Genomic DNA, 14,258 nt, shown 5'->3' with positions numbered 1-14,258 from the left:
TAGCGAGTCCACTATGTGGGCTCGTAACGACACAGGGACCCCAGAACGGGGCGATTGACAGGGGGATGTCTTGGATCAAGACGTTGTAATCGAAGCAAACAATCTGGATTTGACGTTTCAGACCAATGATGGGCCGGTTCACGCACTGAAGGATGTGAACCTGACCATCAACAAGGGTGATTTTGTCAGTTTCATCGGCCCGTCCGGGTGTGGGAAAACCACGTTCCTTCGGGCAATGGCGGCGCTTGAAGAGCCAAGCAACGGCTCCATTACCGTAAACGGCATGTCCGCGGACGAGGCACGCCGTAACCGCGCCTATGGCTATGTATTTCAGGCCGCAGGCCTTTACCCGTGGCGCACGATTGCGGGCAACATAAAACTACCGCTCGAGATCATGGGGTTCAGCAAGGCTGAGATGGCAGAGCACGTTAATAAGGTTCTTGAACTTGTTGATCTAAAAGGATTTGGTAAAAAATTCCCCTGGCAGCTTTCTGGCGGAATGCAGCAGCGCGCGAGCATTGCACGGGCGCTGGCGTTTGACGCTGATATTCTTCTGATGGATGAGCCCTTTGGGGCATTGGATGAAATTGTACGGGACCATCTTAACGAACAGTTACTGGAACTTTGGGCACGTACGGAAAAGACCATTGGTTTTGTTACCCACTCAATCCCCGAAGCGGTCTACCTCTCAACAAAGATTGTTGTCATGAGCCCGCGTCCCGGGCGGATCACTGATATTATAGAGAGCACGCTACCAAAAGACCGTAGTCTGGATATTCGCGATACGCAGGAATTCATTGATATCGCGCATCGGGTACGTGAGGGGCTTCGTGCGGGGCATGGTGACGATGCTTGATAAACAAATAAATACTAATGCTTGCATGATTTTGTTAATTCGAAAGATGTGCGCATGAGGTCGATTATCCCTATCCTCACCGTTGTCGCGGCATTGATGGCAATCTGGTACGCAGGCGCCATCTGGATGAATAGCAAATGGGCGCTGGATCAGGCCGAACGCGCAGGTGTTGAACTTAGCCTTTCCGAAATTGTTACTGATACATTGGCGCAAGAACGGCCAGTGCTGCCTGCACCGCATCAGGTGGTCACCGAGCTTTGGCAGACGACGGTTGAGAAAAATATCACTTCAAAACGCAGTTTGGTTTTTCACGGTTGGATAACACTCAGCGCGACATTGCTTGGCTTCATCTTTGGCACCGGCCTTGGTGTGTTGCTTGCAGTGGGGATCGTTTATTCCCGCGCAATGGATATGAGCGTGATGCCCTGGGCCATTGCAAGTCAGACGATCCCTATTTTGGCAATCGCACCCATGCTGGTTGTTGTGATGAACACAATTGGTGCGACCGATTTTCTGGGCAAAGATACTGCTGAAGCCCTGTTTGGAACGCAACCCGCATTCATGAAGGGCTTGCTGCCGAAAGCGGTGATCGCGGCCTACCTTAGTTTCTTTCCCGTGGTTGTCGGTATGGTCAAAGGTCTGCGCGCCCCAGACGCGATGCAGCTTGATCTTATGCGCACTTATAGCGCCAGCGGCGCGGCGACTTTCTGGAAATTGCGCCTTCCGTCTTCGATGCCCTATTTCTTTACATCGCTGAAAATCGGCATAGCCGCCTCTCTGGTTGGTGCCATCGTGGCAGAGCTTTCTGCAAGCCCGATCCGGGGTCTTGGCGGGCGTATGTTGACCGGTAGCTACTATGGGCAAACGCTGCAAATCTGGGCCGCGCTTATCGGGGCTGCGGTTCTGGCTGCCGCGCTGGTCGGCCTTATTGGGGCGCTGCAGCGGGGAACCCTGCGCCGTATGGGGATGAAGCCATGAGTTGGGTGATCGGATCTTTGGCTTTTTGGGCCGTCATGACCTGGATAAATTTCTGGCTGGCAAATTCGCCTCTGCGAGGAACGCGATTAGTCAAACTGTTTGTACCCGCAGTTTTTGGGATCACTTTGCTCGTCGTCTGGGAAGGGTTGGTGCGTGGGCTTCAGGTGCCAAATGTAATCCTTCCTCCGCCAACAGCAATCGCCGCTCGGTTTGCGAGTTCGCTTGATATTCTTTGGGTCGATTTTGTTCAGACATTCGTCAAAGGCGCATTGAGCGGGTACATTATCGGCTGCGGTGCCGCCTTCCTGACGGCTGTCATGATCGACAGATCGCCATTTTTGCAGCGCGGGTTACTGCCGGTTGGCAACTTTATCGCGGCGCTGCCGATTATCGGGACAGCACCCATCCTTGTGATGTGGTTCGGGTTTGACTGGCACTCGAAGGCTGCCGTTGTTGTTGTGATGGTGTTTTTCCCGATGCTGGTGAATACCGTGCAGGGGCTCGCGGCAAGCGATCATATGCAGCGTGATCTGATGCGCACTTATGGCGCTAGTTATCCGCAGACCTTGCTGAAACTACGCCTTCCTGCGGCAATGCCGTTTATTTTCAATGGGTTGAAGATTTCGACAACATTAGCGCTTATCGGTGCAATCGTGGCGGAATTTTTTGGCTCGCCCATTCGCGGAATGGGATTTCGCATTTCAACAGAGGTCGGCCGCCTGTCGCTTGATATGGTCTGGGCAGAGATCACCGTTGCAGCGCTCGCCGGATCGGCGTTTTATGGGGTGGTCGCAATGATAGAAAAAGGGGTCACCTTCTGGCACCCCTCACAACGAAGCTGAATCAACAATAAATTCAACATGGGAGACTGAAATGAAGAAAATGCTGACAACTGCACTGGCGGGCGCGATGGCGTTTGGGGCCGGTATGGCTGAAGCGGCAGATGATCTGACGCTGCAGTTGAAATGGGTAACGCAAGCGCAATTCGCTGGCTACTACGTAGCGCTTGAAAACGGCTTTTACGAAGAAGAAGACCTGAACTTAACCATCCTGCCGGGTGGCCCGGATGTTGCACCTGCTCAGGTTATTGCGGGCGGTGGCGCTGACGTGGTGATCGACTGGATGCCATCAGCACTTGCCGCACGTGAACAAGGCTTGCCGCTGGTCAACATTGCGCAACCCTTTGCATCGTCCGGGATGATGCTGACCTGCCGTAAAGATTCGGGTGTTGAAACGCCCGCAGATTTTGCCGGTCGGACATTGGGCGTCTGGTTCTATGGCAACGAATACCCGTTCCTCAGCTGGATGGGAACGCTTGGTCTGTCGACAGATGGCGGTGACGGCGTGACCGTGCTGAAGCAAGGCTTTAACGTTGATCCGATCCTGCAAGGGCAGGCAGACTGCGTTTCAACCATGACCTACAATGAATACTGGCAGATCATTGATGCGGGCCTTGGCGCTGATGACCTAGTGACCTTCAAATACGAAGATCAGGGCGTGGCGACACTGGAAGATGGTCTTTATGTTCTGGAAGACAGGTTGACGGACGAAGCTTTTCAAGATCAGCTTGTGCGGTTTGTACGTGCCTCTATGCGCGGTTGGAAATGGGCCGAGGAAAACCCGGATGCAGCAGCAGACATTGTGCTCGAAAACGATGAAACCGGTGCACAAACTGAAAAGCACCAACGCCGTATGATGGGCGAAATCGCCAAGCTTACAGCGGGTTCTGACGGTGCGCTTGATATTGCAGCTTATGATCGCACGGTCGCAACGCTGTTGGCCGGCGGGTCTGACCCGGTTATCTCTGCAGCACCTGAAGGTGCATGGACTCACGCAATCACGGATGCAGCACTGAAATAGCCCTGGCCAAATTTAAAATCAAAGCAGGCGCGGCTTCGGTCGCGCCTTTTCTTTTGAACCGATTGGGCCTGGCGTGCCACCTTATATACAGAAGCATGGTGGGTTGAAGCAGATGAAACAGGCCGAGCGGAGTTTGGAAGAGTTGCTTGTGCTGCGCGCGCAGGCGGGTGACTCCCGCGCGCTGGATCAGTTGGTAAGGCTTCGTGGTCCAAGGTTGCTGGCTCACGCGATGCGCCTGTCGGGTCGTGCTGACGACGCACGTGATATCGTACAAGAAGCCTGGATTGAAATCCTGCGTGGTCTGCACGGGCTGCGAGAAGCGCGCGCCTTCGCAGCCTGGGCGACAAGAATTGTAACCCGGCGGGCTGCGCGATTTGTTAAAGGGAATGTTGCGCGGCGGGCATTATCGGCAGCAGTTTCTGTCGAAACAGAAACTAGTATGCCGGACGTTGGTGAAGCAGCTTCAGATGCACGCGCAGTGCGCAAAGCAATGTCAAGTTTACCCCCTGATCAGGCAGCGACCATTGCCCTGTTTTACTTGGAAGATATGAGTGTGGCCGAGGTGGCCATCGCATTGGATATACCTCGCGGTACCGTGAAAACACGGCTGATGCACGCGAGAGCAAAACTGAAAGACGCTTTGAAAGGAGCATGTGATGAGTAGACTTGATGAACTGATCGAAGAGGCATTGCGCGAAGAAGATCGCGAGATCATTGAGGCCACGTCAGAGCAGGGTTGGTTTCAACTGGGATTGAGCCAGTTCAGCGGCAAACTCGGCTGGGTTACATGGGTCATTATGATCACGCAGGCCATCCTGTTTTTAGCAGGAGTCTGGTGCGCCATATATTTCTTCAACACAACCGAACTTTTGTCAGCAGTAAAGTGGGGGTTATCAGGTGCAGTTCTTATCCTGATGGCAACTCAACTTAAACTAAGTTTGATGCCAAAGATGCAGGCGGATCGTGTTTTGAGGGAAATGAAACGGTTGGAATTAATACTGGCCAGTCACAGAAGTTAGATGAATTTGCACCTCGCCGGCATAGACGCGACGAGGTGCTTTCTTCATCCACGGCCATCGGCGTCCCCGCCTGTACCGCCGGTCAAGATTTAACCAAATAACTTTCTTTTTCCCTAAAATATCCCCGCCGGAGGCAAAAAATCTTAGATAAGATTTTTCAACTTTCAAGCCTCCGGCGGGGATATTTAGAGAATAAAGAAAGAGTAATGTTAGCTTCTGTTCATACGGTTTTCGATCAACTCATCCACGACGGAAGGATCGGCGAGTGTCGATGTATCTCCAAGTGCACCAAAATCGTTTTCAGCAATTTTGCGTAGAATCCGGCGCATTATTTTCCCGGAGCGGGTTTTTGGAAGGCCGGGTGCCCATTGAATGAGATCGGGTTTGGCGATCGGCCCAATCTCAGTGCGAACCCATTTTTCCAGTTCTTTACGCAATTCCTCGGTTGGTTCAACGCCATTCATCAGAGTTACATAGGCGTAGATGCCCTGACCTTTGATGTCGTGGGGATATCCCACAACCGCAGATTCCGCGACGTTTGCGTGTGCAACGAGGGCGCTTTCGACTTCTGCTGTACCCATTCGGTGGCCTGAGACATTTATTACGTCGTCAACGCGCCCCGTGATCCAGTAGTAACCATCTGCGTCGCGGCGACATCCGTCACCGGTAAAGTAGTAACCTTTGTAGTCAGAGAAATAGGTTTGCTGGAAACGCTCGTGATCGCCATAGACAGTGCGCATCTGTCCAGGCCAGCTGTCTTTGATGCAAAGCACGCCTTCAGCTTCGGTTTCATTAATCTCAGCACCACTTGTCGGTTCAAGAATGACAGGCTCTATCCCGAAGAAGGGTAGGGTGGCAGAGCCAGGTTTTGTGGTGGTTGCGCCGGGGAGTGGGGTAAGTAAATGACCCCCGGTTTCGGTTTGCCACCAGGTGTCCACAATTGGGCAATTCCCTTTGCCGACAACGTCATTGTACCAGTTCCAGGCTTCGGGATTGATTGGCTCGCCGACTGTGCCAAGAACTTTGAGATCTGACAAATCGCATTTTTCAACCGGCTCATTGCCATGTGCCATCAAAGCACGGATCGCCGTGGGTGCGGTATAGAATTGGTTAACCTTATGCTTTTCGCAAACCTGCCAAAAGCGGGATGCATCAGGATAGGTTGGCACCCCTTCGAACATAACTGTTGTCGCGCCGTTCGCGAGGGGACCGTAGACAATATAGCTGTGACCCGTAACCCAGCCGACATCTGCTGTGCACCAGAAGACATCGCCTTGGTGGTAATCAAAAACGTATTCTTGTGTCATCGACGCGTAAACCAGGTAGCCGCCGGACGTATGTACAACGCCTTTGGGTTTGCCCGTAGAGCCAGAGGTATAGAGGATGAACAGCGGATCTTCGGCATTCATCTCTTCAGGTTCGCAATCTGGAGAGGCGGCCGCAGCGAGAAGGTTATAGTCGTAGTCGCGGCCTTCTTTCCATGTCGTTTGTCCACCGGTACGTTTTACAACAAGGTTTTTGACTTTGTCCGAGCAATGCAGCAAGGCTGCGTCTGTGTTGGATTTCAGAGCTGTATTGCGCCCGCCGCGCGGGGCCTCGTCCGCGGTGATAACGACTTTAGCCTCTGAATCATTGATTCTGTTTGCCAACGCGTCCGGGCTGAAACCCGCGAAGACGATCGAGTGGATCGCACCGATACGCGTACAGGCCAGCATCGCATATGCCGCCTCTGGAATCATCGGCATGTAGAGCACGACACGATCGCCCCTGGTAACACCCAGGTCTTTCAGCACATTGGCCATGCGACATGTGTTGGAGTACAGTTCTTTGTAAGTGATGTGGAGCGCTTGCTCGTCTGGGTTATCGGGTTCCCAGATGATTGCTGTTTGGTCGCCCCGGGTTGCAAGATGTCTGTCGATACAGTTGGCCGAGACATTCAGAGTACCGTCCGAGAACCATTTGATGTCAACTTCGCCATAGGCGTAGTTGGTCTCCTTGACCGATGTATAGGGTTTGATCCAGTCGATCCGTTGTCCATGCTGGCGCCAGAAACCATCGGGATCAGAGATCGAGGCGGCATACATTTCCTGGTATTTAGCTTGATCAACATGGGCGTTGGCAGCGAATTCGGCGGTGGGTGGATAGGTTTTGTCGGTCATGATTATGAAAAACTCTCTTGCAAGGGTACGCGGACAGAACAAATCTGTCCGTGTCTGTAATCAGATGGCCAGATACTCGGCCCGCAATTCGGCGTTATCAAGCACCTCTTTTGCGGTACCGTCAAATACGACGGTGCCTGTATCAAGGATAACAGAGCGATCAGCCAGATTAAGTGCACGGATCGCATTTTGTTCAACGATCACGGTCGTAATTCCCTGCTCTTTGATGACATTGAGTGTTTTCTCGATCTCGTCGACAATCACCGGGGCCAGACCCTCGTATGGTTCATCAAGCAACAGAACTTTGATGTCGCGGGCCAGTGCTCGCGCGATTGCAAGCATTTGCTGTTCCCCGCCTGACAGGGTTACGCCTTCTTGTTTGCGACGTTCACCCATACGGGGAAAGAGGTCGTAAATCCGCTCAAGTGACCAGCCGACAGGTTCAACGATTTGTGCAAGCTGCAGATTTTCCTCGACCGTAAGTCCGGCGATAATACGACGATCTTCAGGGACAAGCGCCATACCTGCAACCGCCGCCTCATGTGATTTCATGGTATGCAGACGTTCGTGGTCCAGCCAGATTTCACCATGCGTCAGTGAAGGGTTGTCGAGCCGTGCAATTGCGCGCAGCGTTGAGGTTTTGCCGGCACCGTTGCGTCCCAGAAGGGCAAGGATTTCACCTTCGTGCACGTTAAAGCTGACGCCTTGCACGATATAGCTTTCGCCGTAGTAAGCGTGCAGATCCCAGACCGAAAAATAAGCGGGGGCGGTTGACGCATGATTGGCGTTTTTTGGAAGTGCGTTCATTGTCGCCTCCTATTGTTGGGTTTGGCCAAGGTATGCTTCCATAACCTTGGGGTGCCCTTTGATGTTTTCCGGCGTGTCTTCGACAAGCGGTGTTCCCTGTGCAAGGACTGTGATCCGTTCTGCAAGTGAGAATACCACATGCATGTCGTGCTCGATGATCGCCATGGTAATATCGCGCTTGGCATTGATCTCTTTCAAAAGATCGATGGTGTTGTTGGTATCAGCACGCGCCATACCTGCGGTTGGTTCGTCAAGCAGAAGAAGTTTTGGTTCCTGTACCAGACACATCGCCATTTCCAGGCGCCTTTTGTCGCCGCGTGACAACGATGCGGCATGCATGTGGATCTTGTCCTGCATGTTTACGTCTTCGAGCATTGCTTCTGCTTTTTCGACGATTTCTTTTTCTGCCGGGATGGTCTCAAAGGCATGAAGCCGATATGCACCATCGCGTTTTGCAAAACAGGGGATCAACATATTTTCGAAAACTGTGAGGTCACCGAAGATCTCGGGTGTTTGGAACACCCTTGAAATGCCCATTTGGTTGATCTCATGTGGTGCGCGGCCCAGAACGGACTGCCCGTCGAACATGACGCTGCCGGTATCCGGGATCAGCTTACCGATCAGGCAATTGAGCAAGGTTGATTTGCCGGCACCATTAGGCCCGATGATCGCGTGTACAGAATTTTCCTCTACGCTGAGGTTAACATCTCCGAGCGCTTGCAGACCGCCAAAGCGTTTGCCGACACCTTTGATTTCGAGAATACCCATTGTTTCGTATCCTTCTTATTCGGCCACGTGAGGCGATTGTTTCGGGTGGTGTGCAGAGTCGTCATCAGCGGTGTCTTTGGATTTACGTTTAAGGAGGTTCAAAATCCGTTGTCCACCTTCCATCAGACCACCTGGCAGGAAGATCACGACACACATGAACAGCAGACCAAGTGTCAGATGCCAGCCTTCGCCGAAGAAGGGGTTAACAATATTGATGAAGAAATCTTCAATACCGTCAGGCAAGAAACTGAACCAGCCATGCAGCACGTTGTCATTGATCTTGGAAAAGATGTTCTCAAAGTACTTAATGAAACCAGCACCAAGTACCGGACCCATCAATGTACCCGCACCACCAAGGATGGTCATGATCACGACTTCTCCACTCGCAGTCCACTGCATACGCTCGGCTCCAGCAAGCGGATCCATTGAGGCGAGCAAGCCGCCAGCAAGACCAGCATACATACCTGAGATCACAAACGCGGCCAGTGTATAGGGACGCGAGTTAAGCCCTGTATAGTTCATACGCTGTTGGTTTGATTTCACAGCACGCAGCATCAGCCCAAAAGGTGACCGGAAAATGCGCAGGCTGAGGTAAAAGGCAAGGATGGCGATGATCGCGCAGAAATAATAGCCAACGTTAAAGTTAAACTCCCACCCCCCAATCGGCACAATGAGTGATTTGTTCATTGCCAGACCGAAAACATGGGTTGTCGTCAGCGCGCCTTCACCCATCAGGTACTGTGGATCATCAGTGTAAACCTGAAGTCCAGTTTCGCCATTGGTGATTGGTGTCAACACTGAATAGGCAAGGTTAAAGCTCATTTGCGCGAATGCCAGCGTTAGGATCGAGAAATAAATACCCGAGCGACGCAGAGAGATATACCCGATGAACAGCGCAAAGATGCCCGAAGTGATAACCGCAAGGACAAGCCCCGGCAGAACATTGTAGGACAGCAACTTGAACATCCAGACGGTCGAGTAAGAGCCGACACCCAGAAAGGCTGCGTGGCCAAACGAAAGGTAACCAGTCAGGCCGAAGAGGATGTTAAAACCAATGGCAAAGATACCAAAGATAGCGAAACGTTGCATCAAGTCTGGATAGCCAGCGTTGAACTGCGCCAGCGATGAGCCTTCCGGAAAGGGTTGAAGGATGATCGGCGTGCACAGAGTCAGCGCCACAACGACCAACAGGAACTTTGTGTCTTTATTTTCTAGACCTAGCATGAATTAATCCTCCATCACGCCTTTACGACCCATTAGCCCGCGTGGGCGTGTGAGTAGGATGAGAATGGCAACCAGATAAATGATGATCTGGTCGATACCAGGGAAAATGGCTTTGATTTGGTTCATCGAAGCAAAGCTTTCGAGAATACCCAGCATAAAGCCCGCGAGCACTGCGCCTGGAAGAGAACCCATGCCGCCAACAACAACGACGACGAAGCTCAGGACCAGAAAGTCCATGCCCATGTGATAGTTGGGCGAGTTGATGGGTGTGTACATAACACCGGCTAGTCCAGCCACTGCAGCGGCGATACCAAACATGATTGTGAAGCGTTTGTCGATGTTGATACCAAGCAGACCAACGGTTTCGCGATCAGCCATGCCCGCGCGAACGACCATACCGAAGGTGGTGAATTGCAGGAAGGCAAAGACGCCACCAATGATCAAGACGGAGAAGAAGAAGTAGACCAACCGCCAGTAGGGGTAAATGATCACGTTTGGGTCAAACCCAAGCATTGACCCAAAGTCGAATGATCCGCGAAACGCGTCGGGGGCGGGGGTTGGGATCGGGTTGGCGCCATAAAAATGCTTGATGACTTCCTGCAGCACAATGGCAAGACCAAAGGTTACAAGAATCTGATCAGCGTGTGGGCGCTTGTAGAAATGCTTGATCAGGCCACGTTCCATGATAAAGCCGATGCTGATCATGATCGGAATGGCAAACAAAATGCCAAGAGGAACCGACCAGTCGATCAGGGCGGCGCCGATCTCTGGCCCAAACCAGGATTCGACATAGGGTGTTTCGATCTTGGCCGGGTTGCCAAGGAAATCGGTTTTTGTCGGATCAAGTGTCGTCGAGCTCAGGCTCAGGATCTTTTGCAGTGTCACTGCACAGAACGCACCAATCATAAACAAGGCCCCGTGGGCAAAGTTCACAACACCTAGCGTGCCGAAGATGAGAGTAAGGCCCAACGCGATCAGCGCGTATGCACTGCCTTTGTCCAGACCATTGAGAATTTGTAGAAGGAGCGCGTCCATCGTATGCCACCCAGTTCTTTTGGTTGCCTGATCCTTTGGATCAACGTTGCAATGAAAGGCCCGCGGAAGGGCCTGTCAGCAAGATCCGGCCGCGCAAAACGCGCGACCGGCGATTTTTTAGGCTTATGCGCCTGGGTTACATTCACCCAGGTTGCCACCCGCAAACATTGGGTGATCTGCTGGATATGTAACCTGAGCTGCCGGAGTAACTTCAACAACTTCGAGAAGGTCGAATTCGTTTTCCGGGTTCTCTTTACCCTGCACCACAAGCACGTCTTTGAAGCACTGGTGGTCATCTGCACGATAAAGAGTTGGACCGTTGCCAAGACCGTCGAACTCGTAGCCTTCGAGAGCTTCGCCAACCGCACATGGGTTGAACGATCCGGCGCGCGTAACTGCGTCTGCATAAAGCAGGGTCTGACAGTATACTGTGTGCGCGGCCTGTGATGGCGGGAAGCCATATTTCTGACCAAACGAGCGAACGAAAGCTTTGGAGCCTTCATCCTGAAGTGACCAGTGCCAGTTCGTCGAGCCAAGAATGCCCTTAACGTTTTCACCAGCACCACGAGCCATCAGGCGTGAATAGAGCGGAACGACGATTTCGAAGTTCTTGCCGTTCACTTGCTTGTCACGCAGGCCAAACTGAACCGCGTTGGTCAGCGAGTTCACCATGTTACCGCCATAGTGGTTCAGCACCAATACGTCAGCGCCGGAGTTCAGAACCGGTGCGATGTAGGACGAGAAGTCCGTTGCTGCAAGCGGTGTGCGCACTTTGTCTACGGTTGACCAGCCGAGTGCCTCGGTCGCGGCAGCGATCGATTCTTCCTGTGTCCAACCCCAAGTGTAATCTGCAGTCAGGTGGTATGCTGTCCGGTCGGTGCCGTAACGAGCTGCAAGCACTGGTGCGAGCGCTGCACCAGACATATAGCCGTTGAAGAAGTGTCGGAAACCGTTGGCTTTTTTATCTTTGCCCGTTGTGTCGTTAGAGTGGGTCAGGCCAGCCATAAAGATAACGCCTGCCTCTTGGCAGAGACCTTGGACAGCAATCGCAACGCCGGAGGATGAACCACCGGTGATCATGATTGCGCCATCTTTTTCGATCATCGAGCGGGCAGATGCACGCGCGGCGTCTGATTTGGTTTGGGTGTCGCCAGTTACGTACTCGACTTTTTTACCCAAAATACCGGTGCCATCGAGCACTTGAGACGAGAACGTCGGCATCATGCCGCCGTCACCACCACCATTCAGGTGCTCAACTGCAAGCTCGTAAGCGCGCAATTCGTCTGCACCTTCGTCTGCGTAGGGGCCGGATTGTGGAACGTTAAAACCAAGCGTGACGCTGCCGCCAGTTGGTTCGTTAGTGAAAGCATGTGCTGACGACGCCGTAAAGATTGTTGGCATAGCAAGACCAGCGCCAGCGATGGCCCCGGTTTTCAACAAGCCGCGACGTGTCGGTTTCGAATAGGACATATAAATTTCTCCCGTTGATACAGTGCACCAATGCCTCCTCTGCACTGGTGCGGGCCTTTTACAGGCTGGGTGCAGTATCGCTCAGGGTATGAAAATTTCGCAACAACTGCTTTTATCGAAACAATAATTTTGTAAAGATATAGACAGCGTGATAGAAGATTTTGTAAATTTCTTAACTCGCAGATGCAGAAACCTATTGTTTTAAACGGAGATTTCCATGTCGAACCGTACATTGACGGGTAGCCGGATCAGGGGCAGGCGTCTGGATTTGGGTTTGAAGCAGTCGGAATTGGCCAATGAAGTTGGGATTTCGCCGTCCTATCTTAATTTGATTGAACACAACCGCCGCAGAATCGCAGGTAAATTGCTGGTGGATTTGGCGAGGGTGTTGAAAGTCGACGTGTCGAGCTTATCTGAGGGGGCTGAAGCTACGATGATGGTTGATCTACGAGACGCGGCCTCGGATCAATCTACCCCACCTGTTGAACTTGATCGGGTTGAAGAGTTTGCCGGCAGATTCCCCGGGTGGGCCACATTATTGGTTGCAGGCCATCGCAGAGTCGAAGAGCTAGAGAGAACGGTTGAAACATTATCTGACCGTTTAACACACGATCCATTCTTATCGGCTTCTTTGCACGAGGTGCTTTCCACCGTAACGGCAATTCGGTCTACATCCTCTATTCTTGCAGAGCCGGGTGAAATTGAACCGAGCTGGCAAAGACGTTTTCAGACGAATATTCACGAAGACGCATTGCGTTTGGCAGAAAGTGTGGAAGGTTTGGTAACCTACCTTGATGCAGCCGGCGATGCAGAACGCGAACTGACCTCGCCACAGGAGGAACTGGAAGTCTGGCTGGAAGGTCGCGATTATCATGTTGCAGAACTAGAAGGCGCAAAGACGCAGTCACCCGAGCAATTGATAGAAGACGACGTTAAGCTAACGCTCTCCGCACGCGCGTTGATACTAGCATATTTGCAAACCTATCGCGCAGACGCGGACGCCCTGCCTCTCGCGTCGTTTCAGGCCGCAGCTGCAGAGATGCATTACGATCCGGCCCGGCTCGCAACGTATTTCGGTGTTGGGCTTGATATTGTCTTTCGGAGATTGGCGACCCTTCCGTCCAAAGCGGAGCACCTCAGGATTGGGCGTGTTGCCTGCGACGCATCGGGAACATTGACCTTTCGTAAACCCACTACCGGGTTTGATGTGCCTCGGTTTGGGGCTGTATGCGCGCTTTGGCCTCTTTATGGGGCATTGGCGCAACCGATGGCGCCAATACGTACGATTGTTGAACAAGTTGGCCGCAACCCGCGTCAGTTTTTGACCTACGCATTGTCGCAACCACGCTACCCGGACGGGTTTGACGGGGTCGCCGTCTACGAAGTGCAAATGCTTGTCCTGCCAATCGATTTGTTGGCGGAGACCGGCATCAACACAGTTCGGTCTGTTGGAACAAGCTGCCGGATTTGCCCAAAAATAGAGTGTGTCGCACGACGAGAACCATCAATTTTATCGGATGGGTTTTGACTTAAGGTAATTTCTTGCTGATAGTTGGCGGGCAGCCGTTTAGGGAAGGCGGTCAAAAGGGGGGAGCAGATGGGCAAGACAGTCCTTCTGATAGAGGATGAACCAAATATTATTGAGGCCGTAAGGTTTATCCTGTCGCGGGACGGCTGGCGTGTTGAAACCCATTCTGACGGTGCAACGGCAATGTCTGCGATTCAAAAGATAAAACCAGACGTTGTTATTCTTGACGTGATGCTTCCTAACAGGAGTGGCTTTGACATATTGCAGGAGTTGCGTTCAGCAGAAGAAACCGAGGCCTTGCCTGTCCTGATGCTCACAGCCCGAGGTCAAACCAAAGATCGTGAACTGGCAGAACATTATGGCGCAAGCAGATTTATGACAAAACCCTTTGCGAACTCCGACGTTCTTAATTGTGTTCGCGAGCTTGCAGGACCATGAGTGATCGGCGACAGCCGCTGTTTTTGGCAAACCAAAGCTATCGGCGCAGGCGCGTAATGGATGCAGCGCATCTGTTACCTTTGCTGGGGGTTTTGCTTGTAATTCTGCCGTTACTC

Annotated in this window: 14 protein-coding genes; 8 read left to right on the top strand and 6 right to left on the bottom strand. The window is 52.4% G+C overall.

Going from position 1 to position 14,258, the window contains the following annotated elements:
* Positions 1 to 70 precede the first annotated feature (70 nt).
* From J4E70_RS08400 to J4E70_RS08375, 6 genes are all read left to right on the top strand, one after another.
* Positions 71 to 856, top strand: a complete 786-nt coding sequence (locus J4E70_RS08400) for an ABC transporter ATP-binding protein (protein ID WP_213888646.1) — start codon at positions 71 to 73, stop codon at positions 854 to 856.
* Positions 857 to 910: 54 nt separating this feature from the next.
* Complete coding sequence (locus J4E70_RS08395) at positions 911 to 1,834, top strand: ABC transporter permease (RefSeq protein WP_213888645.1); 924 nt, start codon at positions 911 to 913, stop codon at positions 1,832 to 1,834.
* A 35-nt stretch (positions 1,835 to 1,869) separates the two neighbouring features.
* Entirely contained in the window at positions 1,870 to 2,676 is an 807-nt protein-coding gene (locus J4E70_RS08390; RefSeq protein ID WP_246531677.1) for an ABC transporter permease, read from the top strand.
* A gap of 31 nt (positions 2,677 to 2,707) precedes the next feature.
* Positions 2,708 to 3,694 (top strand): ABC transporter substrate-binding protein, encoded by a 987-nt coding sequence (locus tag J4E70_RS08385; protein WP_213888643.1) that lies wholly within the window; start codon positions 2,708 to 2,710, stop codon positions 3,692 to 3,694.
* A 112-nt stretch (positions 3,695 to 3,806) separates the two neighbouring features.
* Positions 3,807 to 4,358 (top strand): RNA polymerase sigma factor, encoded by a 552-nt coding sequence (locus J4E70_RS08380; RefSeq protein WP_213888642.1) that lies wholly within the window; start codon positions 3,807 to 3,809, stop codon positions 4,356 to 4,358.
* Entirely contained in the window at positions 4,351 to 4,713 is a 363-nt protein-coding gene (locus J4E70_RS08375) for a DUF6768 family protein (protein ID WP_213888641.1), read from the top strand. The genes J4E70_RS08380 and J4E70_RS08375 overlap by 8 nt, the downstream gene beginning before the upstream one ends.
* Positions 4,714 to 4,922: 209 nt before the next feature.
* Here J4E70_RS08375 and acs read toward each other — a convergent pair whose 3' ends face one another.
* From acs to J4E70_RS08345, 6 genes are all read right to left on the bottom strand, one after another.
* Positions 4,923 to 6,872, bottom strand: coding sequence for an acetate--CoA ligase (acs, locus tag J4E70_RS08370; RefSeq protein ID WP_213888640.1), 1,950 nt, complete (start codon positions 6,870 to 6,872; stop codon positions 4,923 to 4,925).
* 60 nt (positions 6,873 to 6,932) lie between these two features.
* Positions 6,933 to 7,679 carry an ABC transporter ATP-binding protein gene (locus tag J4E70_RS08365; protein WP_213888639.1) on the bottom strand — a complete coding sequence of 249 codons (747 nt, stop codon included), beginning with the start codon at positions 7,677 to 7,679 and terminating at the stop codon, positions 6,933 to 6,935.
* A 9-nt stretch (positions 7,680 to 7,688) separates the two neighbouring features.
* Complete coding sequence (locus J4E70_RS08360; protein WP_213888638.1) at positions 7,689 to 8,447, bottom strand: ABC transporter ATP-binding protein; 759 nt, start codon at positions 8,445 to 8,447, stop codon at positions 7,689 to 7,691.
* 15 nt (positions 8,448 to 8,462) lie between these two features.
* Positions 8,463 to 9,671, bottom strand: a complete 1,209-nt coding sequence (locus J4E70_RS08355; RefSeq protein ID WP_213888637.1) for a branched-chain amino acid ABC transporter permease — start codon at positions 9,669 to 9,671, stop codon at positions 8,463 to 8,465.
* Between the two features lie 3 nt (positions 9,672 to 9,674).
* Positions 9,675 to 10,706 (bottom strand): branched-chain amino acid ABC transporter permease, encoded by a 1,032-nt coding sequence (locus tag J4E70_RS08350; protein ID WP_213888636.1) that lies wholly within the window; start codon positions 10,704 to 10,706, stop codon positions 9,675 to 9,677.
* Positions 10,707 to 10,829: 123 nt separating this feature from the next.
* Entirely contained in the window at positions 10,830 to 12,176 is a 1,347-nt protein-coding gene (locus J4E70_RS08345; protein ID WP_213888635.1) for a substrate-binding protein, read from the bottom strand.
* A 217-nt stretch (positions 12,177 to 12,393) separates the two neighbouring features.
* Between J4E70_RS08345 and J4E70_RS08340 the strand changes: the two genes are divergently transcribed.
* Together J4E70_RS08340 and J4E70_RS08335 are read left to right on the top strand one after the other, a co-directional pair.
* Entirely contained in the window at positions 12,394 to 13,704 is a 1,311-nt protein-coding gene (locus tag J4E70_RS08340; RefSeq protein ID WP_213888634.1) for a helix-turn-helix transcriptional regulator, read from the top strand.
* Positions 13,705 to 13,773: 69 nt separating this feature from the next.
* Positions 13,774 to 14,142 carry a response regulator transcription factor gene (locus J4E70_RS08335; RefSeq protein WP_213888633.1) on the top strand — a complete coding sequence of 123 codons (369 nt, stop codon included), beginning with the start codon at positions 13,774 to 13,776 and terminating at the stop codon, positions 14,140 to 14,142.
* Positions 14,143 to 14,258: the final 116 nt, after the last annotated feature.

The sequence above is a fragment of the Pseudohalocynthiibacter aestuariivivens genome (genome assembly GCF_018457175.1).
In the GTDB taxonomy this organism is placed as follows: Bacteria; Pseudomonadota; Alphaproteobacteria; order Rhodobacterales; family Rhodobacteraceae; genus Pseudohalocynthiibacter; species Pseudohalocynthiibacter aestuariivivens.
The sequence above is the reverse complement of the archived record's forward strand: the minus strand, read 5'-3'. Positions and strand labels throughout refer to the sequence as shown.

Coding starts and splice junctions, on each gene's coding strand:
- J4E70_RS08395 (WP_213888645.1), top strand. CDS start 911: ATGAGGTCGATTATCCCTATCCTCACCGTTGTCGCGGCATTGATGGCA.
- J4E70_RS08390 (WP_246531677.1), top strand. CDS start 1,870: ATGACCTGGATAAATTTCTGGCTGGCAAATTCGCCTCTGCGAGGAACG.
- J4E70_RS08385 (WP_213888643.1), top strand. CDS start 2,708: ATGAAGAAAATGCTGACAACTGCACTGGCGGGCGCGATGGCGTTTGGG.
- J4E70_RS08380 (WP_213888642.1), top strand. CDS start 3,807: ATGAAACAGGCCGAGCGGAGTTTGGAAGAGTTGCTTGTGCTGCGCGCG.
- J4E70_RS08375 (WP_213888641.1), top strand. CDS start 4,351: ATGAGTAGACTTGATGAACTGATCGAAGAGGCATTGCGCGAAGAAGAT.
- acs (WP_213888640.1), bottom strand. CDS start 6,872: ATGACCGACAAAACCTATCCACCCACCGCCGAATTCGCTGCCAACGCC.
- J4E70_RS08365 (WP_213888639.1), bottom strand. CDS start 7,679: ATGAACGCACTTCCAAAAAACGCCAATCATGCGTCAACCGCCCCCGCT.
- J4E70_RS08360 (WP_213888638.1), bottom strand. CDS start 8,447: ATGGGTATTCTCGAAATCAAAGGTGTCGGCAAACGCTTTGGCGGTCTG.
- J4E70_RS08355 (WP_213888637.1), bottom strand. CDS start 9,671: ATGCTAGGTCTAGAAAATAAAGACACAAAGTTCCTGTTGGTCGTTGTG.
- J4E70_RS08350 (WP_213888636.1), bottom strand. CDS start 10,706: ATGGACGCGCTCCTTCTACAAATTCTCAATGGTCTGGACAAAGGCAGT.
- J4E70_RS08345 (WP_213888635.1), bottom strand. CDS start 12,176: ATGTCCTATTCGAAACCGACACGTCGCGGCTTGTTGAAAACCGGGGCC.
- J4E70_RS08340 (WP_213888634.1), top strand. CDS start 12,394: ATGTCGAACCGTACATTGACGGGTAGCCGGATCAGGGGCAGGCGTCTG.
- J4E70_RS08335 (WP_213888633.1), top strand. CDS start 13,774: ATGGGCAAGACAGTCCTTCTGATAGAGGATGAACCAAATATTATTGAG.